At 71.2% G+C, this 24,702-nt stretch carries 22 protein-coding genes and 1 pseudogene; 13 read left to right on the top strand and 10 right to left on the bottom strand.

All coding sequences use genetic code 11. The features are described 5' to 3' along the window. Position 1: 1 nt before the first annotated feature. From QWM81_RS10440 to mce, 4 genes are all read right to left on the bottom strand, one after another. Positions 2–940: an ABC transporter ATP-binding protein gene (locus QWM81_RS10440; protein WP_290111509.1), complete on the bottom strand. Its 939-nt coding sequence runs from the start codon at positions 938–940 to the stop codon at positions 2–4. Between the two features lie 74 nt (positions 941–1,014). Then, positions 1,015–1,953: a coiled-coil domain-containing protein gene (locus tag QWM81_RS10435; protein WP_290111508.1), complete on the bottom strand. Its 939-nt coding sequence runs from the start codon at positions 1,951–1,953 to the stop codon at positions 1,015–1,017. Positions 1,954–2,069: 116 nt separating this feature from the next. Then, the gene (scy, locus tag QWM81_RS10430) at positions 2,070–6,155 is read right to left on the bottom strand and encodes a polarized growth protein Scy (protein ID WP_290111507.1); all 4,086 of its coding nucleotides are present in this window, start codon (positions 6,153–6,155) and stop codon (positions 2,070–2,072) included. Between the two features lie 166 nt (positions 6,156–6,321). Further along, positions 6,322–6,771, bottom strand: coding sequence for a methylmalonyl-CoA epimerase (mce, locus tag QWM81_RS10425; protein ID WP_290111506.1), 450 nt, complete (start codon positions 6,769–6,771; stop codon positions 6,322–6,324). 136 nt (positions 6,772–6,907) lie between these two features. Between mce and QWM81_RS10420 the strand changes: the two genes are divergently transcribed. Both QWM81_RS10420 and meaB read left to right on the top strand, forming a co-directional pair. Next, entirely contained in the window at positions 6,908–8,116 is a 1,209-nt protein-coding gene (locus QWM81_RS10420; RefSeq protein WP_290111505.1) for an acetyl-CoA C-acetyltransferase, read from the top strand. Between the two features lie 25 nt (positions 8,117–8,141). Beyond that, positions 8,142–9,098 (top strand): methylmalonyl Co-A mutase-associated GTPase MeaB, encoded by a 957-nt coding sequence (gene meaB / locus QWM81_RS10415; RefSeq protein WP_290111504.1) that lies wholly within the window; start codon positions 8,142–8,144, stop codon positions 9,096–9,098. 518 nt (positions 9,099–9,616) lie between these two features. Here the strand turns inward: meaB and QWM81_RS10410 are convergent. Beyond that, positions 9,617–9,919 carry a PepSY domain-containing protein gene (locus QWM81_RS10410; protein WP_290111503.1) on the bottom strand — a complete coding sequence of 101 codons (303 nt, stop codon included), beginning with the start codon at positions 9,917–9,919 and terminating at the stop codon, positions 9,617–9,619. 117 nt (positions 9,920–10,036) lie between these two features. Here QWM81_RS10410 and QWM81_RS10405 point away from each other — a divergent pair, with 117 nt between their 5' ends. Together QWM81_RS10405 and QWM81_RS10400 are read left to right on the top strand one after the other, a co-directional pair. Next, positions 10,037–10,696: a response regulator transcription factor gene (locus QWM81_RS10405; protein WP_290111502.1), complete on the top strand. Its 660-nt coding sequence runs from the start codon at positions 10,037–10,039 to the stop codon at positions 10,694–10,696. Then, positions 10,693–12,066 carry a sensor histidine kinase gene (locus tag QWM81_RS10400; protein WP_290111501.1) on the top strand — a complete coding sequence of 458 codons (1,374 nt, stop codon included), beginning with the start codon at positions 10,693–10,695 and terminating at the stop codon, positions 12,064–12,066. Before QWM81_RS10405 ends, QWM81_RS10400 begins: the two co-directional genes overlap by 4 nt. Before the next feature lies 1 nt (position 12,067). On the opposite strand, the gene QWM81_RS10395 is transcribed toward QWM81_RS10400, so the two are convergent. From QWM81_RS10395 to QWM81_RS10380, 4 genes are all read right to left on the bottom strand, one after another. Further along, a complete protein-coding gene (locus QWM81_RS10395; protein WP_290111500.1) occupies positions 12,068–12,544 on the bottom strand; it encodes a MarR family winged helix-turn-helix transcriptional regulator in 477 nt (158 codons plus the stop codon). Positions 12,545–12,683: 139 nt separating this feature from the next. Next, positions 12,684–13,457, bottom strand: coding sequence for an AIM24 family protein (locus QWM81_RS10390; RefSeq protein ID WP_290111499.1), 774 nt, complete (start codon positions 13,455–13,457; stop codon positions 12,684–12,686). After that, on the bottom strand, positions 13,454–14,104 hold the full coding sequence (locus tag QWM81_RS10385; RefSeq protein ID WP_290111498.1) for an AIM24 family protein: 651 nt from the start codon (positions 14,102–14,104) through the stop codon (positions 13,454–13,456). Before QWM81_RS10385 ends, QWM81_RS10390 begins: the two co-directional genes overlap by 4 nt. Then, complete coding sequence (locus QWM81_RS10380; RefSeq protein ID WP_290111497.1) at positions 14,104–14,742, bottom strand: AIM24 family protein; 639 nt, start codon at positions 14,740–14,742, stop codon at positions 14,104–14,106. The genes QWM81_RS10385 and QWM81_RS10380 overlap by 1 nt, the downstream gene beginning before the upstream one ends. Positions 14,743–14,892: 150 nt before the next feature. Here QWM81_RS10380 and QWM81_RS10375 point away from each other — a divergent pair, with 150 nt between their 5' ends. From QWM81_RS10375 to glxA, 4 genes are all read left to right on the top strand, one after another. Continuing rightward, a complete protein-coding gene (locus QWM81_RS10375; protein WP_290111496.1) occupies positions 14,893–15,240 on the top strand; it encodes a DUF3817 domain-containing protein in 348 nt (115 codons plus the stop codon). Then, the gene (locus QWM81_RS10370; protein WP_290111495.1) at positions 15,237–15,530 is read left to right on the top strand and encodes an MTH1187 family thiamine-binding protein; all 294 of its coding nucleotides are present in this window, start codon (positions 15,237–15,239) and stop codon (positions 15,528–15,530) included. The genes QWM81_RS10375 and QWM81_RS10370 overlap by 4 nt, the downstream gene beginning before the upstream one ends. A gap of 190 nt (positions 15,531–15,720) precedes the next feature. Next, the gene (locus tag QWM81_RS10365; RefSeq protein WP_290111494.1) at positions 15,721–17,544 is read left to right on the top strand and encodes a glycosyltransferase family 2 protein; all 1,824 of its coding nucleotides are present in this window, start codon (positions 15,721–15,723) and stop codon (positions 17,542–17,544) included. Positions 17,545–17,547: 3 nt separating this feature from the next. Further along, entirely contained in the window at positions 17,548–19,506 is a 1,959-nt protein-coding gene (gene glxA / locus QWM81_RS10360) for a radical copper oxidase GlxA (protein WP_290111493.1), read from the top strand. A gap of 112 nt (positions 19,507–19,618) precedes the next feature. On the opposite strand, the gene QWM81_RS10355 is transcribed toward glxA, so the two are convergent. Then, positions 19,619–20,653: a glycoside hydrolase family 6 protein gene (locus QWM81_RS10355; protein ID WP_290111492.1), complete on the bottom strand. Its 1,035-nt coding sequence runs from the start codon at positions 20,651–20,653 to the stop codon at positions 19,619–19,621. Positions 20,654–20,826: 173 nt separating this feature from the next. On the opposite strand from QWM81_RS10355, the gene QWM81_RS10350 reads away from it, so the two are divergent. From QWM81_RS10350 to QWM81_RS10330, 5 genes and pseudogenes are all read left to right on the top strand, one after another. Further along, positions 20,827–21,336: a MarR family winged helix-turn-helix transcriptional regulator gene (locus QWM81_RS10350; protein WP_290111491.1), complete on the top strand. Its 510-nt coding sequence runs from the start codon at positions 20,827–20,829 to the stop codon at positions 21,334–21,336. 53 nt (positions 21,337–21,389) lie between these two features. After that, positions 21,390–21,722 carry a DUF3817 domain-containing protein gene (locus QWM81_RS10345; RefSeq protein ID WP_290111490.1) on the top strand — a complete coding sequence of 111 codons (333 nt, stop codon included), beginning with the start codon at positions 21,390–21,392 and terminating at the stop codon, positions 21,720–21,722. Between the two features lie 75 nt (positions 21,723–21,797). Then, positions 21,798–23,498 carry a coenzyme B12-dependent isobutyryl-CoA mutase large subunit gene (icmA, locus tag QWM81_RS10340; RefSeq protein WP_290111489.1) on the top strand — a complete coding sequence of 567 codons (1,701 nt, stop codon included), beginning with the start codon at positions 21,798–21,800 and terminating at the stop codon, positions 23,496–23,498. A 274-nt stretch (positions 23,499–23,772) separates the two neighbouring features. Next, positions 23,773–24,624 (top strand): AfsR/SARP family transcriptional regulator, encoded by an 852-nt coding sequence (locus QWM81_RS10335; protein WP_353938289.1) that lies wholly within the window; start codon positions 23,773–23,775, stop codon positions 24,622–24,624. Continuing rightward, a pseudogene (locus QWM81_RS10330) lies at positions 24,585–24,702 on the top strand (LLM class flavin-dependent oxidoreductase); the annotation flags it as partial. The gene QWM81_RS10335 and the pseudogene QWM81_RS10330, both read left to right, overlap by 40 nt.

Raw genomic sequence — 24,702 nt, 5'->3', positions numbered from 1 at the left:
GTCACACCCCCTTCGGGGCCCACTGAGGGGCGTTCGCGTCATGGGCGTGGTACTCGACCGCCGCCGCCGTCATCCGCATGAACGCCTCCTCCAGGGAGGCGCGTTGGGCGCTCAGCTCGTGCAGCACGATCCCGTGCCGGCCCGCCAGTTCGCCGACCTCCTCGGTCGTAGCCCCGTCGATCTCCAGCGTGCCGTTCCCCTCCTCGGCCACCGTCATGCCGCTGCTGTGCAGGGCGTCGCGCAGCTGCTCCGGCTGCGGTGAACGCACCCGTACATAACTGCGGGAGTTCTGGTGAATGAAATCCGCCATCGAGGTGTCCGCGAGAAGCTTCCCCCGTCCGATGACGATCAAGTGGTCGGCGGTCAGGGCCATTTCACTCATCAGATGGCTGGATACGAAGATCGTCCGGCCCTCCGCGGCAAGGGCCTTCATCAGATTGCGGATCCAGTGAATTCCCTCGGGGTCCAGACCATTGACGGGTTCGTCGAACATCAAGATCTGCGGATCACCCAGCAGCGCGGCGGCGATTCCCAGGCGCTGGCCCATCCCCATCGAGAAACCCTTCGGTTTCTTCCTGGCCACGGCGGACAACCCGACAAGATCGAGAACTTCAGCGACCCGCCGCTCGGGAATGCGATTGGACTGCGCCAGGCACAGCAGGTTGTTGTACGCGCTGCGCCCCCCGTGCAGCCCGCCGGCCTCCAGCAGCGCGCCGATGTATGTGAGCGGCTCGTCCAGTTCCCCGTAGTGCTTGCCGTCGATGCGGGCCGTCCCACTGGTCGGATGGTCCAGACCGAGGACCATCCGCATGGTCGTCGACTTGCCCGCCCCGTTGGGCCCGAGGAAGCCCGTCACCTGACCCGGGCGGACCTGGAAGGAGAGATGGTCGACCGCCGTCTTCGTACCGAAACGTTTCGTTAGACCCTCAAGCTCGATCACCCGTCCACGCTACGGGCCCACAAAGCCCCCCGCCACCGGAATGACGGGGGGCTGTTCTTCCGCCGCGGAGTGGTTCAGCGCGTCTGCTGCGCCGGGACGCCGCGGGTGGTCGGCTCGTCGTCGGCCGGGGAGCCGGCCGCGGCCACCGCCGCGCCGGTCAGGGTGGCCAGCATCTCGCGGACGTTGGTCAGCTGGGCGTTGATGGAGTCGCGACGGTTCGTCAGCGCCGCCAGCTCCCGCTCCGATTCGCTGCGGATACGATCCGCCTTGGCGTTCGCGTCGGCCACGATGTCCTCGGCCTGGCGCTGCGCGGTCTCCACCGTCTGGCGGGCCCGGCGCTCCGCGTCCGTACGCAGCTTCTCCGCCTCCAGGCGCAGCTGCTCCGCCCGGTGCTCGATCTCGGCGAGGCGCTTCTCGGCCTTGGCCTGACGCGAGGCCAGGTCGCGCTCGGACTGCTCGCGCCGCTTGGCGAGGTTCGTCTCGAAGTCGGCCGCCGCCTGAGCGGCCTTCGCGCGGGTCTCCTCGAAGAGCGCGTCCGCCTCCTCACGCTTGGACTGCGCGTCCTTCTGCGCTTCGGCGCGCAGCGAGTTGGCCTCGCTCTGGGCCTTCTCGACGATCCGGACGCCCTCGTCCTCGGCCTTCGCCTTGCGCTCCGCCGCGAACGACTCGGCGTCGTTGCGCACCTGCTGGGCCGCCGACTCGGCGAGCTCACGGTGCTGCTCGGCGGCGCGACGGGCCTCCTCACGCAGGTCCTTCGCCTCCTCCTCGGCGAGGCGGAGGATCTTCTCGACGCGGGCGCCGAGGCCGGCGTACGACGGCTCGGCGTCGCTGACCTGGGCCTGGGCGTTCTGCGTCTCGAGGTGGAGCTCCTCGATGCGCTTTTCCAGAGAGGTGATTCGGGCCAGAGCACTGTCTCGGTCGGCGACGAGTTTGGTAATGCGGTCGTCCACCTGACCGCGGTCGTACCCACGCCGCACGAGCTCGAAGCCGAAGGGGGAGGAAGTGTCGCTCATGGGGTTCCTGTCGAATGAGACCGGCTGAGGTGTTAGGGGGAATCCTAGGGGTCAATGCGGCGTGTCTTCGAGCGGATGCCCGTTCAAACTGGAGAATGTCCAGCCTTTTGAGTGGCTTAGCCCTCGGTTGACTTGCCACTGGAACGGGTAACCCCTGCCGCCGCGCCCGCCTTGACTCCGCCGTCCTTGGTACCCCCCGTGGGCGCTTCGAAAGATTCCAACGCCTCCAGCACGTCCTGGACACGGGAGATTTCGGCCTGAATGTCCTCGCGGCGGCGCACCAGCACCTCCAGTTCGCGCTTGCCCTCGGAGATCATCTGCTCGGCCTCGCGCTCGGCGTCCGCCTTGATCTTCTCCGCCTCGCGGGACAGCGCGGCCTTCTTCTGCTCGGCCTCCTTGAGCAGCCCCTCCGCCTTCTTCACCGCCGAGATACGGACCTTGCTCGCCTCCGAGTTCGCCTCGGCCAGCAGCTCCTTGGCCTTGGCCTCGGCCTCCGCCCGCTGCTCGGTCGCGGCCTTCACCAGCTTGTCGACGCGCTCGCCCGCCGTCTTCATCTGCTCGGCGCTCTCCTGGCGGGCCCGCTCGTGGAGCTCCTCGACCTCCGCCTCGGTACGCCGGCGAAGCTCCTCCGTACGCTCCCTTATGGCGTTGGCGTCACTGCGCGCCCCCACCAGCAGCTCGTCGGCGTCCGTGCGGGCCTTCTCCACCAGGGTGTTGCCCTCGACGGTCGCCTCGGCGACGATCCGCTCGGCCTCCTTGCGGGCCGCGCCGACCATCGTGTCGGCCTGCGACTCCGCCTCGGCGGTGGCCCGCAGCGCCTCCTCCCGCGCCTTCGCGATGAGCTGGTCGGCCTGCTCGGCCGCGTCCGCCCGCCGCTTGGCCGCCGCCTCCCGCGCCTCGTCGAGGGTACGGTCGGCCTCGGCCCGCGCCTCGGTACGCAGCCGCTCGGCGGCCGCCTCCGTCTCCGTACGCAGCCGCTCCGCCTCCGCGCGGATGCGCTCCGCCGCCTGCTGCGCGGAGCCGACCGTCTCGGCGGCCTCGGCCCGCAGCCGCTCCGCCTCCGCGTTCGCCTCGGCCCGCACGCGCTCGGCCTCGCTCGCCGCCTCCGTGCGCAGCCGCTCCGCCTCCGCCGTCGCCTCCGCGACCAGCCGCTCCACCCGCTCGGCCGTCTCGGAGCCGATCCGCTCGGCCTCGCTCGTCGCCTCGCCGATCAGCTGGTCCGCCTGCGCCGCCGCGTCCGCGCGCCGCTTGTCGGCCGCCTGCCGCGCCTCGTCCAGGACCTGCTCGCCGTCCGCCCGGGCGGCCGCCCGCAGCGCCTCGGCCTGTGCCTCACCGTCCGCCTTGACCTGCTCGGCCTCGGTGCGCAGCCGCGCGGCGTCCTGCTCGGCGGTGGCCAGCAGCTCGGCCGCCTCGGCCGTCATCCGCTCGGCCTCGCTCGTCGCCTCGCCGACCAGCCGGTCCGCCTGCGACGCCGCCTCCGAACGGATCCGGTTGGCGTCCTGCCGCGCCTCGGCCCGCGTACGCGCCGCGTCCTGCTCCGCCGAGGCGAGCGAGTCCGACGCCTCCGTCCGCATCCGCTGGGCGTACTCGGCGGTGTCCGCCTTCAGCCGCTCCGACTCGGCGATGGCGTCCGCCACCGTCCGTTCGGCCAGCGCCTTGGCGGCGTCCGCCTCCTCCTTGGCGCGCTCGCGCACCCGGCCCGCGTCCTCCGCGGCCCGCTCCCGCTCCGCGTACGCGTCGGAACGGACCCGGTCCGCCTCCTCCTGCGCCTCGGTCCTGGTGCGCTCCGCGACATGCTCGGCGGCCGACCGCAGCCCGGCGATCTCCTCCTCGGCCTGCTCGTGCAGCCCCGCGACCGCGTCCCGCACCTGCTGCGCGGTCTGCTCGGCGGCCGACACCATCTCGGTGGCCCGCCGGTCCGCCTCCTCGACCAGCCGCTGGGCCTCGGTCTGCGCCTCCTCGACCCGCTTGCGCGCCGACGCCAGCAGTTCCTCGCTCTGCTCGCGCGCCCGCTCCCGCTCCTGGTCGGCCTCCGCGCGCGCGGAGCCCAGCGTCTCCTCCGCCTCGCGGCGGCGACGGTTGGCCTCCTCGCGGGCGGCGGCCAGCTCCTCGGCGGCCTCCGCCGTCACCCGCTCGGCCGCCGTCTGCGCCTCCGCCCGCATCCGGGCGGCCGCTTCCTGCGCCTCCGACTTCAGGCGCTCCGCCTCGGCGGCGGCCTCCGAGCGGAGCCGTACCGCGGCGCTCTCCGCCTCCGCGCGCGTGGTCGACGCGTCCGACGCGGCCTCGGTACGCAGCCGCTCCGCCTCCTGCTCGGCCTGCGCCTGGAGCGTGCGCAGCCGCTCGGCGGCCTCCGTGCGCAGCCGCTCGGCCTCCTCCGCGGCCTCGCGGCGGATCCGCTCGCTCTGCGCGCGCGCGTCGGCGAGCGCCTGCTCGGCCGCGGCGAGCCGCGCCTCGGCCTCGGTGTGCAGCCGGGCCAGCTCCTCGGCCGCCTCCGCCTGCCGGGCCGCGACGCCCCGCTCGGCCTCCTCGCGCAGCGCGGCGGCGGCCTGCTCGGCCGCGGCCTTCACCGACTCGGCCTGCTCCTCGGCCTCGGCGCGCAGCCGGTCGGCCTCCGCGCGGGTGCGCTCCAGGGTCTCCTCGGCCTGCTTGCGCAGGGAGGTCGCCCGCTCGATCGCCTCCGTACGGACCCGCTCGCTCTCGGCCGTCGCACCCGTGCGCAGCTCGTCCGCGTCCGCCTTCGCCTTGGTCAGCAGCTCCTCGGCGGTCTTGGCCGCCTCCTCGATCTGCTGGACGGCCTCGCGCCGCGCCTCGCCACGGATCCGCTCGCCCTCGGCGATCGCGTCCGCCCGCAGCTGCTCCGCCTCGCCGCGCAGCCGGCGCGCCTCCTCCTGGAGCTCGACGGTCTTGGCGCGGTACTCCTTGGTGTCGTCCTTCGCCGCGCCCTTGAGCTGCTCGGCCGTGTCGTGCGCCTCGCCGCGCAGCCGGTCGGCCTCCGCCTCCGCCTCGCGGCGGATCCGCTCGGCCTCCTCGGACGCCTTGCGGGTGGTCTCCTGCGCGTCCTCCGACGCCTTGCTGAGGACCTCCTCGGCCGTACGAGCGGCCTTGGCGAGCTGCGCCGCCGAATCCTCGGCCGCCTTCGTACGGGCCTTCTCCGTGGCCTCGGCGAGCAGCTGCTCCGCCGCCGCGCGGGCGTCGGCGAGCGCCTGCTCGGCCTCCGCCTTGAGCGCCTCGGACTCCTTGGTGGCCTCCGCGACCAGCCGGGCGATCTCCGACTTGGCCGTACGGGTGCGCTGCTCGTTGGCCGATTCGGCGCTGGCGAGCTGCTTGGTGGCGGCCTCCTTGGCCTCCGCGAGGACCCGGTCGGCCTCCGCGCGGGCCTCGCGCAGCCGCTCCTCCGCCTCGGCCATCCGCTGCTCGGCGGCCCGGCTCAGCTCGGTCGCCTGCTGGCGCGCCTGCTCCGACTCGGCGGTGGTGGCGCTGCGCAGCTGCTCGGCGTGGCTGGTGGCCTCCTGGGCCTGGGTCGACGCGGCGTTCAGCAGCCGCTCGGCGTCCCTGCGGGCGCGCAGCAGGATCGCCTCGGCCTCCGCGCGGGCCGTCTCGGTCTCCGAGCGGAGCCGCTGGCGGGCCTCCTCGGCGAGCCGGGTGGCCTCCGCGCGGGCGGCGGCGAGCGCCTGCTCGGCCTCGGCGCGGGACTCGTCCATCAGGCGGCGGGCCTGCGCCTCGGTACGGGCGCGCAGCTGCTCCGCCCAGGCCACGTTCTCGTTGACATGCGCCTCGACCGTCTGGCGGCGCTCGGACAACTCCTGGTCCAGGCGCTGGCGGCGCTGCACCGCCTCGGCGTGCAACTCCGCCTGGAGGCGCGCCTGGTGCTCGGCGTGCTCCTGCAGTATCCGCTGCGTCTGGGCCCGGGCCTCGCGCAGCTCGCGCTCGGCGTCCGAGCGCATCTGGTCGGCCTGGATCTGGGCGTTCCGCAGCAACTGCTCGGCCTGGTAGCCGATGTCGGCGCTGTCGTACGCCGGACGCGAGGCGATGGTGCGGCGCGCCTCATGGAGCTTGGCGCGCAACACCTCGACCTGGTAACCGAGGTCCTCGGCGTGCTGGACGGCCTTCTCCCGCTCGGTCTTCAGCCGGTCCATCTCGGCTTCGAACCGCGAAAGGTGGTCGTCAGCCCGGTGGCTCTCCTGGCGTTCGTAGCCCCGCACTGCGCGGTCCCATCCGTCCCCTGGTCGCAACTCTCTTTGTACGAGCACCGTTCGCCGGCGAACGGCCCCCCGGGGAATGGTGTCAGATCACAGACGAGGACGCGGCACGGCCCCGATCCGGCCCCGGCCCGGAGCCGCCCACTCTACCGGGCCGAGAATCCGGAGGTCAGTGCTCCGCCGAGTCGGCCGGAGCGGGATCCGCCGAGGTGACGAGCTCGGTGAGCACGCCGTGACAGTCCTTCGGGTGGAGGAACGTGATACGGGAGCCCATGGACCCGATGCGCGGCTCTTCGTACAGAACCCGCACACCCTTCCCACGGATGTCGGCGGCGTCCCCGTCGACGTCCGCCGTGCCGAAGGCGATGTGGTGCACCCCCTCGCCGTTCTTGGCCAGCCACTTCCCGACCGCCGAGTCCTCGCGGGTGGGCTCCAGGAGCTGGAGGTAGGAGGCGCCGCCGTCCGACGTCTCATTGATCTTGAGCATGGCCTCGCGGACCCCCTGCTCCTCGTTGACCTCGGAGTGGAAGACCTCGAAGCCGTACGTGGCACGGTAGAACTCAACAGTCTTGTCGAGGTCGAAACAGGCGATCCCGATGTGGTCGATTCGCGTCAGCATGGGACCAGTGCAGCGCGCGGGAGGTGGTTACGCAACGTGCGCGCGATCACACCGACTGCCCGGTGACCCGGGCCCGTACCGCTCAGTACATTGGCAGTAAACCCTCGTTCACATCTCACCCAAGGGGCCGTGCCTCATGTCTGGAACGACTGGTACCACCTCCGTCATCGTCGCGGGCGCCCGCACGCCCATGGGCCGGCTGCTCGGCTCGCTGAAGTCCTTCTCCGGAGCCGACCTCGGCGGCTTCGCCATCAAGGCCGCGCTGGACCGGGCGGGCATCGGCGGTGACCAGGTTCAGTACGTGATCATGGGTCAGGTGCTCCAGGCCGGCGCCGGCCAGATCCCCGCCCGCCAGGCCGCCGTCAAGGCCGGCATCCCGATGAACGTCCCCGCGCTGACGATCAACAAGGTCTGCCTGTCGGGCCTCGACGCCATCGCGCTCGCCGACCAGCTGATCCGCGCGGGCGAGTTCGACGTCATCGTCGCCGGCGGCCAGGAGTCCATGACCAACGCCCCGCACCTGCTGCCCAAGTCGCGCGAGGGCTACAAGTACGGCGCGATCGAGATGATCGACGCCATGGCCTACGACGGCCTCACCGACTCCTTCGAGAACATCGCCATGGGCGAGTCCACGGAGAAGCACAACACCCGCCTCGGCATCCCGCGCGAGGCGCAGGACGAGATCGCGGCCCTGTCCCACCAGCGGGCCGCCGCCGCGCAGAAGAACGGCATCTTCGAGGCCGAGATCACGCCCGTGGAGATCCCGCAGCGCAAGGGTGAACCCGTCCTCTTCAGCAAGGACGAGGGCATCCGACCCGAGACCACGGCCGAGTCGCTGGGCAAGCTGCGCCCCGCCTTCGCCAAGGACGGCACCATCACGGCCGGCACGTCCTCCCAGATCTCGGACGGCGCGGCCGCGGTCGTCGTCATGAGCAAGGCCAGGGCCGAGCAGCTCGGGCTGGAGTGGATCGCCGAGATCGGCGCCCACGGGAACGTGGCCGGCCCGGACAACTCGCTCCAGTCCCAGCCGTCCAACGCGATCCGGCACGCCCTGAAGAAGGAGGGCCTGGACGTCACCGATCTTGATCTGATCGAGATCAACGAGGCGTTCGCGGCCGTCGCCGTCCAGTCAATGAAGGACCTCGGCGTGACCCCGGAAAAGGTGAACGTCAACGGCGGCGCCATCGCGCTCGGGCACCCGATCGGCATGTCCGGCGCCCGTGTCGTCCTCCACCTCGCGCTGGAGCTGAAGCGGCGCGGCGGCGGCGTCGGCGCGGCGGCGCTGTGCGGTGGCGGCGGCCAGGGCGACGCGCTGATCGTCCGCGTGCCGGGCAACGGCAAGTAAACCGGCTGAAGGAGCTCTGTACGTGATGGTGGACGTCCCCGCACTGGTCGCCCAGGCACGGGAGGGCCGGCCGCGCGCCGTGGCCCGGCTGATCTCGCTCGTGGAGGGGGCGTCCCCGCAGCTCCGTGAGGTGATGGCGGCGCTGGCGCCGCTGGCCGGCGGTGCGTACGTGGTGGGCCTGACCGGCTCGCCCGGTGTCGGCAAGTCGACATCGACGTCGGCGCTGGTCACCGCGTACCGGCGGGCCGGGAAGCGGGTCGGGGTGCTCGCCGTCGACCCGTCCTCGCCGTTCAGCGGGGGCGCGCTGCTCGGCGACCGGGTCCGGATGTCCGAACACGCGTCGGACCCGGGGGTCTACATCCGGTCGATGGCGACCCGGGGGCATCTGGGCGGGCTCGCGTGGGCCGCCCCGCAGGCGATTCGCGTGCTGGATGCCGCGGGGTGCGACGTGGTGCTGGTGGAGACGGTGGGCGTGGGGCAGTCGGAGGTGGAGATCGCCTCCCAGGCCGATACGTCGGTGGTGCTGCTGGCCCCGGGGATGGGTGACGGGATCCAGGCCGCGAAGGCCGGAATCCTGGAGATCGGTGACGTGTACGTCGTCAACAAGGCCGACCGGGACGGCGCCGACGCCACCGCGCGCGAGCTCAACCACATGCTGGGGCTGGGGGAGGCGCGCGGGCCGGGCGACTGGCGGCCGCCGATCGTCAAGACCGTGGCGGCGCGGGGAGAAGGCATCGACGAGGTCGTCGAGGCGCTGGAGAAGCACCGCGCGTGGATGGAGGAGCGGGGCGTCCTCGCGGAACGCCGCCGCGCGCGGGCCGCGCACGAGGTCGAGACCATCGCGGTGACCGCGTTGCGGGAGCGGATCGGCGACCTGCACGGCGACCGGCGCCTGGACGCGCTGGCGGAGCGCATCGTCGCGGGCGAGCTGGACCCGTACGCGGCGGCGGACTCGCTGGTGGAGGGGCTGACGGGGCAGTAACCGCGCGGACGGGGCAGTAGCCGCAGGCGCCGCCCGGGGGCGGTGTCGCCGCGTGGCGCGGTGCCGCGTGGGGGTGGTGCCGCGTGGGGGTGGTGCGCTTGTTCGTGGGCGCGGCCCGGTGGGCGGCGGCGTGGGCCGGTGGGGGTGGGGCGGGGCCCCTCCGGGCTCGTCTCCTCGGGGTCGGCGGCCTTGGGTCTCGTGGATGGGAGCCCCTGCTTCGCCTCCCCCAAGCTCTCGGCTTCGCTCGAGCAGGGGGGACCCCCATCCCCTGCGGGGACGACCCTGCACGGCCCCGCCCCGGCCGTACGCCGGGTGCGGGGCGGTGGTCACGTGAACCCCGGAGGGGGTGCGCTTTGTACGGCCCTGCCCTGGTCGTGCGCCGGGTGGGGGCGGTGGTCACAAGGCGGAGGGGCGCGCTCTGCACGGCCCCGCCCCGGCCGTACGCCGGGTGCGGGGCGGTGGTCACGTGAACCCCGGAGGGGGCGAGCCCCGCCCCAGCCGTACGCCGGGTGCGGCCGTCAGTCGTCCGAGTCGTCCTGGTCCGTGTCCTGGGTGGCCTTCGCCGTCTTGGCGTCGACGTTCCACTCCTGGATCTTGCCGTCCTTCGTCACGACCTCGACGTCCCAGGCCTTGTCCTCCAGGTCCAGCGAGACCACCGTGCCGTGCGGCGAGACCGCCTTCAGCGCCTGCTCGGCCGTCACGGTCGTGGTCTTGACGGCCTGGGGGGCCTCGTCGTCCCCCGACGACGCGAACGCCGCCGCCGTGCCGCCCGTGAGCAGGGCCGCCGTGGTGACAGTGGCGATGATCAGGTTGCGCTTCATGGGTAATCCTCCGTGAGGGGGTTCGTTCGGTACGGCAACCACGGTGGCGCGGCGTCGCTGAACGCAGCCTGAAGTGGGCTGAAGCGTTCTTCAGCTTTCGTTTGGGACGCTGGGACCATGCGCCTGTTGATCGTGGAGGACGAGAAGCGGCTCGCCCTGTCCCTGGCCGCCGGGCTGCGGGCCGAAGGGTTCGCCGTGGATGTGGTCCATGACGGGCTGGAGGGGCTGCATCGCGCGGGTGACGGGTCCTATGACCTGGTCGTGCTCGACATCATGCTGCCCGGCATGAACGGCTACCGCGTGTGCGGGGCGCTGCGGGCCGCCGGGCACGACGTGCCGATCCTGATGCTCACCGCGAAGGACGGCGAGTACGACGAGGCCGAGGGCCTCGATACGGGTGCCGACGACTACCTGACCAAGCCTTTCTCGTACGTCGTGCTCGTCGCCCGGGTCAAGGCGCTGCTGCGGCGGCGTGGGCGTACCGCGTCGCCCGTGCTGCGGGCGGGGGAGCTGACCGTGGACACGGCGGCGCGGCGCGTGCGGCTGGGGGAGGAGGAGGTGACCCTGACGGCCAAGGAGTTCGCCGTGCTGGAGCAGCTCGTCACCCGGGCGGGTGACGTGGTGTCGAAGGCCGAGATCCTGGAGCACGTCTGGGACTTCGCCTACGAGGGCGATCCGAACATCGTCGAGGTGTATGTGAGCGCGCTCCGGCGGAAGTTGGGGCCCGAGGTCATCACGACGGTGCGCGGCGCCGGGTACCGGCTGGAGGACCGGTGAGGTCCGTACGCGCCCGTACGGCGCTCGGGGCCACCCTTGTGGTGGCGCTCGCCCTGGTGGCGGCCGGGGCCGCGCTGCTCATGGTGCTGCGGGGCAACCTGGTCGACCAGGCCGGGCTCCAGGCGAACATCTCCGCCCGGTCGGTCGCCGTGCAGATCGCCGAGGGCACGCCGTTCGCCGGGCTGGACCTGCCCGACGACACCGAGGAGCACCCGGTGCAGGTGGTGGACGGGGAGGGGCGGGTGGTGGCCATCGGCGAGGACATCGAGGCCATCGAGGGGACCGGGAGCACCGCGGTGAGGGCCGTGGCGGCCGGCGCCGGGGAGGGGGACGGCGGCGGTGAGGTGTCCGACGACGTCACGTACTCGACCGGTGATGTCACCGTGGACGGCGACCGGGCCACGTACCGCTTCGCCGCCGTCAAGGCGGAGGGGCCGCGCGGCGAGGCCACCGTCTACGCGGGCGCGCCGTTGTCCACCGCCACGCTCACGGGCGTACGTGACGCGATGCTCGCCGCCCTGCCGCCGCTGCTGCTGGTCGTCGCGGGCGTGACGTGGCTGGTGACCCGGCGGGCGCTGAAGCCCGTCGAGGGCATCCGGCGCGAGATGGCCGCGATCACGGCGTCGGAGGACCTGTCGCGGCGGGTCCCGGAGCCGGCGACGCACGACGAGGTGGCCCGGCTGGCGCGGACGACCAATGAGACGCTGGCCGCGCTGGAGGCTTCCGTGGAGCGGCAGCGGAGGTTCGTCGCGGACGCCTCGCACGAGCTGCGCAGCCCCATCGCCAGCCTGCGCACCCAGCTGGAGGTCGGCGCCGCCCACCCCGGGTTGCTGGACGTGCCAGGGGCGGTCGCCGACACCGTACGGCTTCAGCGGCTCGCCGCCGACCTGCTGCTGCTGGCCCGCCTGGACGCGGGGGAGCGGCCGGGGCGGACGCGCGTCGACCTCGCCGCGCTGGTGCGCGACGAGGTCGGGCAGCGGTCCGGCGACCGGGTGGCGGTGGCCGTGGACGCCGAGGACGGCGCCGAGGTCGCCGGGTCGCGCGGGCAGCTCGCGAGGGTGCTGGGCAACCTGCTGGACAACGCCCAGCGGCACGCGGAGTCGGCCGTGACCGTGGCCGTACGGCGCGAGGGGCGGCAGGCCGTGCTCACCGTCGCGGACGACGGGGCCGGTGTGCCGGAGGCCGAGCGGGAGCGGATCTTCGAGCGGTTCGTCCGGCTGGACGACGCCCGCAGCCGCGACGAGGGCGGAGCCGGTCTCGGCCTCGCCATCGCCCGCGATGTCGCGGCCCGCCACGGCGGCACGCTCCGGGTGCGGCGTGCCGCGTCCGGCGGGGCGCTGTTCGAGCTGCGCCTGCCGGTGGCGGACTGACCTACGGTTTGCCGCGCAGGCCCCGGAGCTGTTCCGCGATGGGCGTGAGCGACTTGCGCAGGCCGGCCAGTGCGTCCGGGCTCAGCAGGTCGATGAAGTGCTTGCGCACCGATTCCACGTGGTGCGGGGCGACCTTCTGCATGGTTTCCATGCCCTGTTCGGTCAGCACCGCGTACAGCCCGCGCCGGTCGGACTCGCAGTTCTCACGGCGTACCAGGCCCGCGTTCTCCATACGGGTGATCTGGTGGGAGAGCCGGCTCTTGGACTGGAGCGTCGCCGTGGCCAGGTCACTCATCCGCAGGCGTCGGTCGGGCGCCTCCGAGAGGTTGACCAGGATCTCGTAGTCGTTGTTGGTCAGGCCGAACGGCTGGAGGTCCTTTTCCAGCTGGTACGTCAGCAGCCTGTTGACGTCCAGATAGGTGCGCCAGGCGCACTGCTCGGCATCGGTCAGCCAGGGGGTGGCCGTCTCGGTCTCCATATATGGATTCTACCTAAGAAGTTGAATTCTGGACGAAATGAGGGTCAGTGACGCCGGGCACGCCGGCCCCCCGGTCCTCCCGCCCGTACCCGGTCACGGGTGCAGACGTTCGAGGGCGTCACACTCCGCAGACTACCGCTCACAGCCCGAAGCGACGCTGGAGGTCCCCCAGCTGACCGGGAAGGCGTGGTGCGGAACCGTGCTGACCTTGGCCGGATCCCGTCCCCGGAACCCCCGCCTCGTGCGGTACCGCCCCCGTCGCCTGTTCGGGCATCAGGGCCTCCGAGGACTGGAGCAGCACCGTCCCGGCCCCCGAGAACTCGAACTGGTGCTCCTCGCCCGACGCCCCGCCGAGCCCCGTCAGCGCCCGCAGACCGCCCATCACGCCCGTCATATAGCCATGGTCGTAGTGGTGGCAGGGGGAGGGGCAGTCGGCCCAGCCGACCAGGGCCTGCGGGTCGACGCGGAGCGGCGGCTCCATGAAGACCACCGGGCCGTTGGACGCGGCCACGAACTTGCCCGTGCCGATCAGGGTGAGGAAGCCCGGCACGATCGACTGCTTCAGGGCGAGGGAAGGCTGGTAGGCGAGGAGGTTCCCGGCCCGGATGGTGAGGTTGCCGTCGTCCAGGTCGTACGAGTTCACATCGAACGCGCGGTCCGCGAGCAGCATCTTGCCGCTGCCCTCCGCCACCACCCAGTCGCTCGCGTGCAGGGGCGAGTGGAAGCTCGTACGGACCAGGCGGTCCAGGCGGCCGTGGCCGATGCCGTTGAATTCGATGCGCCCGTAGTAGGCGATCATCTTGCCCTTCTGCAGGAACCACTGGGAGCCCTTCAGCTCCACGCAGAAGGTGTACGGATTGACGTTGTCGTCGCTGGGGAGGGTGGTGGGGTCGTGGATGACGGGCGTGCTCACAGCTTCTCCTCCGACGCCTGGACGTACACCGCGCCACTGCCGCTCAGCTCCAGCTGGAACGCCTCGCCCGAGCCGCGCCCCACCATGTCGCGCCAGCCGAGCGCGGTGGAGAGCTTGTTGCGTACGTCGCCGTGGTGCGCGACGTACGCCTGCGGGTCGACATGGACGGGGCGGTGGGGTGTGATGGGCAGTTCGATCACTCCGCCGTGCGCCATGACCGCCACCGCGCCGTGACCCTTGAGGGTGGTGGTGAACAGGCCCTGCCCGGTGACCTGGCCGCGCACCATGCCCATGACGCCGCCCTGGGAACCCATGAACATCGTGCCCTGCTGGAGCGTGCCGTCGAAGGCGAGCAGGCGGTCGGCCTCGACGTACAGCGTCTCGCCGGTCAGGTGGATGACCTGGATGTGGTGGCCGCCGTGCCCGAACATCACCGTGCCGCTGCCCTCCACGGTCATGAGCGGTGTCGCCTCGTCGGCCACGCGGCGGCCGATCATCGACATCACCCCGCCCTGGCCACCCGCCGTGTTCGGCGTGAAAGTGACGTCCCCTCGGTACGCGAGCATCGCGCCACGCTGGCTGAACATCTTCTGCCCGGGGAAGACCGTGGCCTCCACCATCTTCGAGTTGACCTCGCGGAACGGCATCAGACGTCCCCTCCGATCGTGTTGCGCTCGCTGGGCTGTACGTACACGAGCCCGTCGCCCTCGAAGCGGATCTGGAACGCCTCGCCGCCACCCTCGCCCATGAGTGTGCGGAACGTCACACCGGACTGGAAGTTCTGCCGGAGGCTGCCCTGATGGGCGATGTACGCCCCGGGGTCCACGGACAGCGGGTACTGCGGCGTCACGCGCAGCACCACGGCCGGCCCGTCGGACATGATCGCGGCCTGGCCGGTGCCCTCGACGGTGGTGGTGAACAGGCCGGTCCCACTCGCTCCGCCGCGCAGGCCGGTGAAGCTGGTGCCGGTGCGCAGGCCGCCGTCGGTGCAGAGCAGGTTGCTGGCCTCGACGTAGAGCGTGTCGCCGCGCAGGGAGACGAGGTTGATCTCGGAGGCGCGGTCGGCGAAGTAGCAGGTGCCCTGCCCCGTCACCTCCATCAGCTCCATCTGCTCACCGGTGAGGCGGCGGGTGACCATCCCCCGGATGCCCTCACCGCCGCCGGACATCTTCTTGAACGCCATCTGGCCGTCGTACGCGACCATCGAGCCGTTCTTCGCTTTGACGGCGTCGCCGGTCATGTCGACGGCGAGCACTTTGCTGCCTTGGAGTCGGAACGTTGCCACGCGACGACGGTAACCGGTGGCCGCCGGGCGCAGACAGGGCCCTGGGGAGGATCCGGACCCTGATAAAGGGTGCGCAAAGTCGCCTGTCAGAATGGAACGGACCGCTTGTGCGTCGATTCACATCGATCCGAACGCCGAAGGTGCTGCCCCGTGGACATCAAGACCGCCTCCTCCCTCCACCGCCTCCGACTGGTCTCCGCCCCGGAGGCCGTGTCGTTCCTGCTGCTGCTCGTCTGCTCGGTGCTCAAGCGCACAACGGAGTTCAACGCGGTTCCGGTCATGGGCATGATCCACGGTGTTCTCTTCATCCTGTACGTGCTGTTCTGGCTGGACGCCTGGAGCCGCACCAAGTGGGACCTGAAGACCGCCGCCCTCTACTTCGTGCTGTCCGTCCTGCCCTTCGGCGGCTTCGTCGCCGAGCGCAAGCTCAAGCGCGCCGCCGACGACGCGGTCATCGCCTCCCGCGCCCGCCGCGAGGGCACGGTGAACCCCGCGTGATCGTCGCCTTCTCCGTCACCCCACTCGGCGTCGGCGAGGACGTCGGCGAGTACGTCGCGGACGCGGTCCGCGTGGTCCGCGAGTCGGGCCTGCCCAACCGTACCGACGCCATGTTCACCTCCATCGAGGGCGAGTGGGACGAGGTGATGGACGTCGTGAAGCGCGCCGTCGCCGCCGTCGAGGCGCGCGCGCCGCGCGTCTCCCTCGTCCTCAAGGCCGACATCCGCCCCGGCGTGACCGACGGCCTGACCGCCAAGGTCGACACGGTGGAGCGCCACCTGTCCGCCTGAGCCCGGCTCATCGCACCCCGGTCCGCGCGGGCCGGGGTTTTCCGCTGCCCGGACCCCGTACCGGAGTCGGCTGAAACCCCGCCAAACCTCGCGCACCACAGAAACGCCCGCTCGGACGTCTCCGGTCGACACGCTCCCTAATCTCCCTTTTTGTGGGGGTATAGCGACCCGCTCGACAGCTGGAGGCACCGTGCGGCCGGAGGGCTACGACTACGACACCTACAGCCGTCTCGCCGGTCCCCTGACGGAACCGGGCCCGACGGCCTACCAGGTCCAGTACCGCAGTCTGCTCTCCCAGGAACCGCACCGAATACGAGCCGTCCTGCTGATGAGCCTCGCCCCGCTGCTGTCGGCGAGCCTGCTCGTCTACCTCGTCTGGCCCACCCACTGGACCACCCGCGAGGGCGGCGACCGGTGGCTGATCAGGTTCGACGCCGTGATGCTCGGGTCCATCGGGCTCATCTGCCTGTTCATGCTCATCAACGTGGTCTCCATCGCCCACGCCACGATGGTCGCCCGCGACCCGGTACCCGTCGTCCCCGAGAAGGGCACCCGCGTGGCCTTCCTCACCACCTACGTACCGGGCAAAGAGCCGCTCTCCATGGTCCGCGCCACTCTCGAAGCGGCCGTACGCGTCACCCATGACGGAAAGCTCGACGTGTGGCTGCTCGACGAGGGCGACGACCCCCTCGCCAAGGCCCTGTGCGCGGAGCTCGGCGTACGCCACTTCACCCGGGCCGGCGTCCCCGCCTGGAACCGCCGCACCGGCGTGCACAAGGCGAAGACCAAGCACGGCAACTACAACGCCTGGATCGCCATGCACGGCGACGACTACGACTTCTTCGCCTCCGTCGACACCGACCACGTACCGCTGCCCAACTTCCTGGAACGGATGCTCGGCTACTTCCGCGACCCCGACGTCGCCTTCGTCGTCGGCCCCCAGGTGTACGGCAACTACACCTCACCCGTCACCAAGGCCGCCGAATCCCAGCAGTTCCTCTTCCACGCGCTCATCCAGCGCGCCGGGAACCGCTACCACGCGCCCATGTTCGTGGGCACCAACAACGTCGTACGCGTCTCCGCCGTCAAACAGGTCGGCGGGCTGTACGACTCGATCACCGAGGACATGGCCACCGGCTTCGAACTCCACCGGCGCAAGAACCCCCGCACCGGCCGCTACTGGCGGTCCGTCTACACCCCCGACGTCCTGGCGGTGGGGGAGGGCCCGGCCTCCTGGACCGACTTCTTCACTCAGCAGCTCCGCTGGTCGCGCGGCACCTACGAGACGCTCTTCAAGCAGTACGGGAAGGCGCTCTTCCGCGTGCCGCCCGGACGGCTGCTCAACTACACGCTGATGCTCGTCTACTACCCGATGACGGCCGTCAACTGGTTCCTCGGCATCCTCTCCTGCGTCCTGTTCCTCTGGCTCGGGGCGTCCGGCACCCAGGTGTCGTCCTCCGTCTGGCTGATGCTCTACAGCGACGCGGCCGCCCTCCAGATCGCCCTCTACCTGTGGAACCGGCGCCACAACGTCTCGCCCCACGAACCGGAAGGCTCCGGTGGCCTCGCCGGCATGGCGATGTCCGCGCTCTCCGCGCCCATCTACCTCAAGTCCCTGACCTCGGCGCTGCTGCGCACCAACGGCCGGTTCGTGGTCACCCCCAAGGGTGGCGAGGCCAGCCCCGACCGGCTGCCCACCTTCCGTATCCACCTCTACTGGGCGGCCGTGCTGGCCGCCTCACTCATCGCGTCCGTGCCCCTCGACCACACGCACGCCGCCATGCGGACCTGGGCCGTGCTCGCCCTCGCCATCGCGCTCGCCCCCATCGGCGTCTGGAGCTGGGGCCTGCTCCAGGAGCGCCGGGCGCGCGTCCGGGTCCGCTCCCTGAAGACCACACTCGCCCCGGCCCGCAAGGCGAAGCCGGCGCCGGCACCGAAGCCCAAGCCGACGCCGAACCCGAAGCGGGGCGACGAGCCCGAGCCCGCGTTCGCCACGACGACAGGAGGGAACTGAACCATGGCCTACCGGCCGTCGAAGAAGCTGAAGAAGACACTGCTGGGGGGCGGAGCGGTGGTCATCCTCGCGGGCCTCAACGCGCCGGCGGCGATCTCGTTCGCCGAGGAGAAGTACCACGCGTACAAGATCTCCCAGCCCGGCTACAAGGCGAAGTACGGCTCATGGCAGCATCTCGCCGTGCCCGAGGAGTTCCGGCTCAACGCCATCCACGCCGCTCTCCTCCACACCGGCAAAGTGCTGCTCATCGCGGGCTCCGGCAACAACCAGAAGAAGTTCGACGCGGGCACCTTCGACACCATCCTGTGGGACCCGGTGAAGAACACCTTCAAGAAGATCCCGACCCCCGAGGACTTCTTCTGCGCCGGGCACTCCCAGCTTCCCGACGGCCGGCTGCTGGTGGCCGGCGGCACCGCCCGCTACGAGGTCCTCGACGGCGAGGTCAAGCGCGCCGGCGGCGGCATGCGGGTCAAGAACGAGAGCCCGGACAAGGCCATCACCCTCAAGAAGGGCACCGTCTTCCGCTCGCCGTCCGGCGTCGAGTACGTGTCGAAGTTCGACGTGACGGTCCCCAAGGCCAAGCGCGAGTTCAAGATCTCGTACTTCAGCAGCGGCCGTATGAAGCCCTGGGAGACCAAGGTCACCGCGGCCGAGGCGCGGGTCTTCGTCGAGGCCCGGAAGGAGGGCCCCAAGGCCCTGACCACCGAGGCCGCCCAGTACAAGGTCCTCGGCCTCAAGGGCAAGGACGCCGCGAACGTCTACGGCATCGCCCAGAAACTCACCACGGAGAAACAGGACTTCCAGGGCATCAAGGCGGCGTACGAGTTCGACCCCAAGGCCGAGAAGTACATCCCCGTCGCCCCCATGAAGGACGCCCGCTGGTACCCCACGCTGGTGACCCTCCAGGACGGCAAGGTGCTCGCCGTCTCGGGCCTCAACGACGTCGGTGACGTCGTCCCCGGCGACAACGAGATCTACGACCCGAAGACGAAGAAGTGGACCAAGGGCCCCTTCCGCTACTTCCCCACGTACCCCGCGCTCTTCCTCACCCAGGGCGGCAAGCTGTTCTACACCGGCTCCAACGCCGGCTACGGGCCCGCCGAGAAGGGCCGTGTCCCGGGCCTGTGGGACCTGAAGAAGAACACCTTCCAGCAGATCAGGGGCATCACCGACCCCGACCAGCTGGAGACCTCCGCCTCCCTGATCCTGCCGCCCGCGCAGGACCAGAAACTGATGGTGCTGGGCGGCGGCGGCGTCGGCGAGTCGGAGCTGTCGACCGGCCGGACCGCGATCATCGACCTCAAGGCCGCCACCCCCGCCTTCCGCAACGGCCCCTCACTGCCCCAGGGCACCCGCTACCTGAACAGCGTGCTCCTGCCCGACGACACGGTCTTCACCACCGGCGGCTCCAAGCAGTACCGGGGCCGCAGCGGCAGCGACATCCTCAAGGCCCAGTTCTACGAGCCGGGGAAGGACTCCTTCCGCGCGGCGGCCGAACCGACCGTCGGCCGCAACTACCACTCCGAGGCGCTGCTGCTGCCGGACGGGCGGGTGGCGACGTTCGGCTCCGACCCGCTGTTCAGCGACAAGGACAACACCAAGCTGGGGACCTTCGAGCAGCGCGTGGAGATCTTCACGCCGCCCTACCTGCACGGCGGGGGCGCGGCCGGCCGGCCGGTGCTGGCCGAGGGCCCGCGGGAGCTGGACCAGAACGGCCGGGCGACCTTCCGCACGAAGGACGCCGCCCGCATCGCCAAGGCCCGCCTGGTGCGGCCGAGCGCGGTGACGCACACGACGGACGTGGAGCAGCGCTCGATCGCGCTCGGGCTGACGAAGGGCAAGGGCGCGGTGACGGTGCAGGCGCCGCTGGACAAGACGCTGGTCCCGCCGGGCTGGTACATGCTGTTCGTGGTCGACGGGAAGGGGCGGCCGTCGGTGGCCAAGTGGATCCAGGTGGACTGAGCGGTACGGGGCGGAGTGAACGTCCCTACGGGCCCGGGTCGTACGGGGGCGGAGTCAGCCGTATGGGGACCGAGCCGTACGGGCGGCGCGCGCACGCCCGTACGGCGGGTGGTCAGGCCTTCGCGCGGCGGGCCAGGCCCAGCGCGTACTCCGGCCACCACGTACCGGCGGCGGGGCCGCCCCGGCACGTGCCGTCCGACTCGCCGGGCCGCTTCACCCACAGGTACGCGTCCAGCCGCTCGTCGCCCGTGTCCTCGGTCGGCGGCGTGCCGAGCGCCCGGCCGGGCGGGTTGCACCAGGCCTCCTCGCCGTCGCCCGCGAGCGGGCCCGCGCCGTTGCGGCTGGTGTCGATGACGAAGTGGGCGCCGCCCAGCAGCGCGGACAGCTCCGTGCCGAACGCGGTGACCGACTCGGTGGTCTGGAAGTTCGAGACGTTCAGCGAGAAGCCGTCGGCCCTGGCGGCACCGGCCCGCCGGAGCGGTTCCACCAGCTTGCCCGGGTCCTTGAGCCACGCCGGGTTGCCCGCGTCCAGGTACACCTTGGTGCGTGGCTGCCGCTTGAGCCGGTCCACCGCCTCGGCGAGCAGCTGGTAGCGCTCGTCGTGGTGCTGCGCGGGCGTGCAGCCGTCCACCAGGTGCGGCACGGCGTCCGGCTCCAGCACCACGATCGCGGGCGCGTCCCCGATGGCCTCGGCGAACGAGCCGATCCACGTGCGGTACGCCTCCGCGCTCTCGGCGCCGCCCTTGGAGTACATGCCGCAGTCCCGGTGGGGGATGTTGTACGCGACGAGGACGACCGTGCGCTTGGCGGACGCGGCGCCCCGCACGGCCCGGTGGATGTCCGCCACGTGGTTGTTCCAGGCCGGCCACACGGCGGCCGGGCGCTCGGAGATCCGCCGCAGCACCTTGGCGTCCTCGGTGCGGCCCTGCGCCTGGTACGCCGTGACCTGGCGGGCCGCGTCGCTGTTCGGGTCCACCCAGAACGGCGAGCCGTTCGCGGGCTCGCTCCTGCCCACGGGTTCCTGGGCGGGGCCCTGCTCGCCCGGGGCGGGGCCCGTGCCGCCGCCGGGCGCGCAGCCGGCGCCGGCGCCGAGCCCGGCAGCCAGCAGAAGGGCGGTGAGTACGCGGAATGCTCTGTGGCCGGACATCCAGCCCCCTCGTATGGCTGTGAGCTACGGACGGACAGCGGACCGGTCAATCGTGACATAGCGGTCACGGAGAGTCGGGGTGCGACACCGCGCGACGGCGGCGGCGGACCACCCCCGGACCGATCCGCGAGACGGGGCTGACCAGCATGTGACCAGTCGGTAAGGTCGGTGACGTGCCCAAGCCGCTCAGTCTCCCGTTCGACCCCATCGCCCGTGCCGACGAGCTCTGGCAGCGCCGCTGGGGGCCCGTCCCCTCCATGGCCGCCATCACGTCGATCATGCGCGCGCACCAGATCCTGCTCGCGGAGGTCGACGCGGTGGTCAAGCCCTACGGGCTGACCTTCGCCCGGTACGAGGCGCTGGTGCTGCTCACCTTCTCCAAGGAGGGCGAGCTGCCGATGTCCAAGATCGGCGAGCGGCTGATGGTCCACCCGACCTCGGTGACGAACACCGTCGACCGGCTGGTGAAGTCGGGCCTGGTCGCCAAGCGCCCCAACCCCAACGACGGACGCGGCACGCTCGCCTCCATCACCGACAAGGGCCGCGAGGTCGTCGAGGCGGCGACGGCGGACCTGATGGCGATGGACTTCGGGCTGGGCGTGTACGACGACGAGGAGTGCGCGGAGATCTTCGCGATGCTCAGGCCCTTGCGGGTGGCCGCGGGCGACTTCGACGAGAAGTAGCCCCGGGGGTCCCGCCGGAAGATCGCCCGGAACGTGCCGTTACGCTCAATGCCATGAAGAGGAGCGTGCTGACCCGCTACCGGGTCATGGCCTATGTGACCGCCGTCATGCTGCTTGTGCTCTGCACGTGCATGGTGTTCAAGTACGGGTTCGACACGGGCGAGGACGTGACCTTCATGGTCTCCCAGACCCACGGCGTCCTCTACATCATCTACCTGGTCTTCGCCTTCGACCTGGGGTCCAAGGCGAAGTGGCCGTTCGGCAAGCTGCTGTGGATCCTGCTCTCCGGGACCATCCCCTTCGCCGCGTTCTTCGTCGAGCGCAAGGTCACCCGCGACGTCGAGCCGCTGCTCGCGGACGCCTCGCCGGTCGCCGCCAAGGCCTGACCCCGACCGCCGTGCGCCACGCGTACGGCGGCCACCCATCGACATTTACTAGGACGTCCTAGTAAATTCGAAGGTATGGACGCTGACGCCATCGAGGAAGGCCGCCGACGCTGGCAGGCCCGCTACGACGCCGCCCACAAGCGCGACGCCGACTTCACCACGCTCTCCGGCGACCCCGTGGAGCCCGTGTACGGGCCCCGGCCCGGTGACACCTACGACGGCTTCGAGCGGATCGGCTGGCCGGGTGAGTACCCCTTCACCCGCGGCCTGTACCCGACCGGCTACCGCGGCCGCACCTGGACCATCCGCCAGTTCGCCGGCTTCGGCAACGCCGAGCAGACCAACGAGCGCTACAAGATGATCCTGGCCAACGGCGGCGGCGGCCTGTCCGTCGCCTTCGACATGCCCACCCTCATGGGCCGGGACTCCGACGACCCGCGCTCGCTCGGCGAGGTCGGCCACTGCGGTGTCGCCATCGACTCCGCCGCCGACATGGAGGTCCTCTTCAAGGACATCCCGCTCGGGGACGTCACGACCTCGATGACCATCTCCGGCCCGGCCGTCCCCGTCTTCTGCATGTACCTCGTCGCCGCCGAGCGCCAGGGCGTCGACCCGGGGGTCCTCAACGGCACCCTCCAGACGGACATCTTCAAGGAGTACATCGCCCAGAAGGAGTGGCTGTTCCAGCCCGAGCCCCATCTGCGCCTGATCGGCGACCTGATGGAGCACTGCGCGGCCCGCATCCCCGCGTACAAGCCGCTCTCCGTCTCGGGCTACCACATCCGCGAGGCGGGCGCGACGGCCGCCCAGGAGCTCGCCTACACGCTCGCCGACGGCTTCGGGTACGTGGAACTGGGCCTGTCCCGAGGCCTGGACGTCGACGTCTTCGCGCCCGGCCTGTCCTTCTTCTTCGACGCGCACGTCGACTTCTTCGAGGAGATCGCCAAGTTCCGCGCCGCGCGCCGCATCTGGGCCCGCTGGCTGCGCGAGGTGTACGGCGCGCGGAGCGACAAGGCGCAGTGGCTGCGGTTCCACACCCAGACCGCGGGTGTCTCGCTCACCGCCCAGCAGCCGTACAACAACGTCGTACGCACCGCCGTCGAGGCCCTCGCCGCGGTCCTCGGCGGCACCAACTCGCTGCACACCAACGCCCTCGACGAGACCCTGGCCCTGCCGTCCGAGCAGGCCGCCGAGATCGCCCTGCGGACGCAGCAGGTGCTGATGGAGGAGACCGGCGTCGCCAACGTCGCCGACCCGCTGGGCGGTTCCTGGTACGTCGAGCAGCTCACCGACCGCATCGAGGCCGACGCCGAGAAGATCTTCGACCAGATCAGGGAGCGGGGCCTGCGCGCGCACCCCGACGGGCAGCACCCCATCGGGCCCATGACCTCCGGCATCCTGCGCGGCATCGAGGACGGCTGGTTCACCGGCGAGATCGCCGAGTCCGCCTTCCGCTACCAGCAGGCCCTGGAGAAGGGCGACAAGAAGGTCGTCGGCGTCAACTGCCACACCGGCTCGGTCACCGGCGACCTGGAGATCCTGCGGGTCAGCCACGAGGTGGAGCGGGAGCAGGTGCGCGTGCTCGGCGAGCGCAAGGCGCGCCGGGACGACGCACGGGTGCGGGCCTCGCTGGACGCGATGCTGGCCGCCGCGCGCGACGGCGCCAACATGATCGAACCCATGCTGGACGCGGTACGGGCGGAGGCCACGCTCGGTGAGATCTGCGACGCGTTGCGGGAGGAATGGGGCACGTACACCGAACCGCCCGGCTTCTGACCGAAAAGCCCGGTCGGCCGCCGTCACTCCGTGGTGATGGCGGCCGTCCTGTTTTTCGGCCATGTCAACTGGCATGTGGACAAAGGGTGTTGACCCTGTGTGGCCCTCCACATCGGTAGTCCATATTTCATTGACAAACCGGATGGCCGGATTTTTTAATCAGTGAACTGGCGTACCGCACATCACGTCAGTCACACCGGGGGCAGCAGGGGGCGGGGACTCCGGGTGCAGAGCCACCGGTCCTGTACCGGGCGGGGCTCAAAGCCGTTCGCCCATGGGGAAGGTGGATGCGGTGCGGTTCAATCTGCTCGGACCTCTTGAGGTGCAGGCCTGCGACCGACGGATGTATGTGCGAGGGGGGCGACAGCGGACTCTTCTGGTCATGCTCTTACTCAACGCCAACGTCACGGTGAGCAAGGAGCAGCTGATTGATGAGATATGGGGGGAACGGCCACCGGCGCAGGTGGACAACGCCCTCCAGGCGGTGGCCACCCGGTTGCGCCGCTCTCTCGATTCCTGGTACGGCCCCGGGTGTGCCAAGGAGCGCCTGGGCACTGAGCAGTCCGGTTACCGGCTGCACCTCGCCGAGGACGAACTCGACCTGTTGTGTTTCGAGGCGCTGTGCTCCGAGGCGCGCCGACTCGGCCAGGTGGACCACGCGGCGGCGTCGGCCAAGCTGGACGAGGCATTGGCGCTGTGGCGGGGGCCGGCCCTCCAGGGGGTCGCGGGCGGGCTGCTGTGCCGCTCCGCGGCCACCCGGCTGGACGAGGTGCGTCTGCTGACGCTGGAGGAGAAGTTCAATCTGGAGATCCAGGGCGGGCGATACCAGATGGCCGTGGCCGAACTGTGCCGGATGACCATCCTCCACCCCTTGCATGAACGATTCTCCGAACAGTTGATGATCGCGCTGTACCGGGCGGGGAGAACGGCCGAGGCGCTCGACGCGTACCGGCGGCTGCACACCGTGCTCCGCACGGAGCTGGGGCTCGACCCCTCTCCGGTGCTCCAGGCGCGGATGCAGGCCATCCTGCAGCACGACATGCCGGTGCCGAACCCGCCGATGGCGCATCTGCCGGCCGCGCCGTCGTCCCGCCGCTCGCGCCGCCGGAGCGGATCGAGGGGCTGACGATGACGGCCAAGCAGCGGGAGTGGTACGAGTCGGCTCTGCGCGGCCACATCCACGGCACCGAGGAGCAGGTGCGGG

It is taken from the genome of Streptomyces ficellus (assembly GCF_030406405.1).
GTDB classification, from domain to species: domain Bacteria; phylum Actinomycetota; class Actinomycetes; order Streptomycetales; family Streptomycetaceae; genus Streptomyces; species Streptomyces ficellus_B.
The sequence above is the reverse complement of the archived record's forward strand: the minus strand, read 5'-3'. Positions and strand labels throughout refer to the sequence as shown.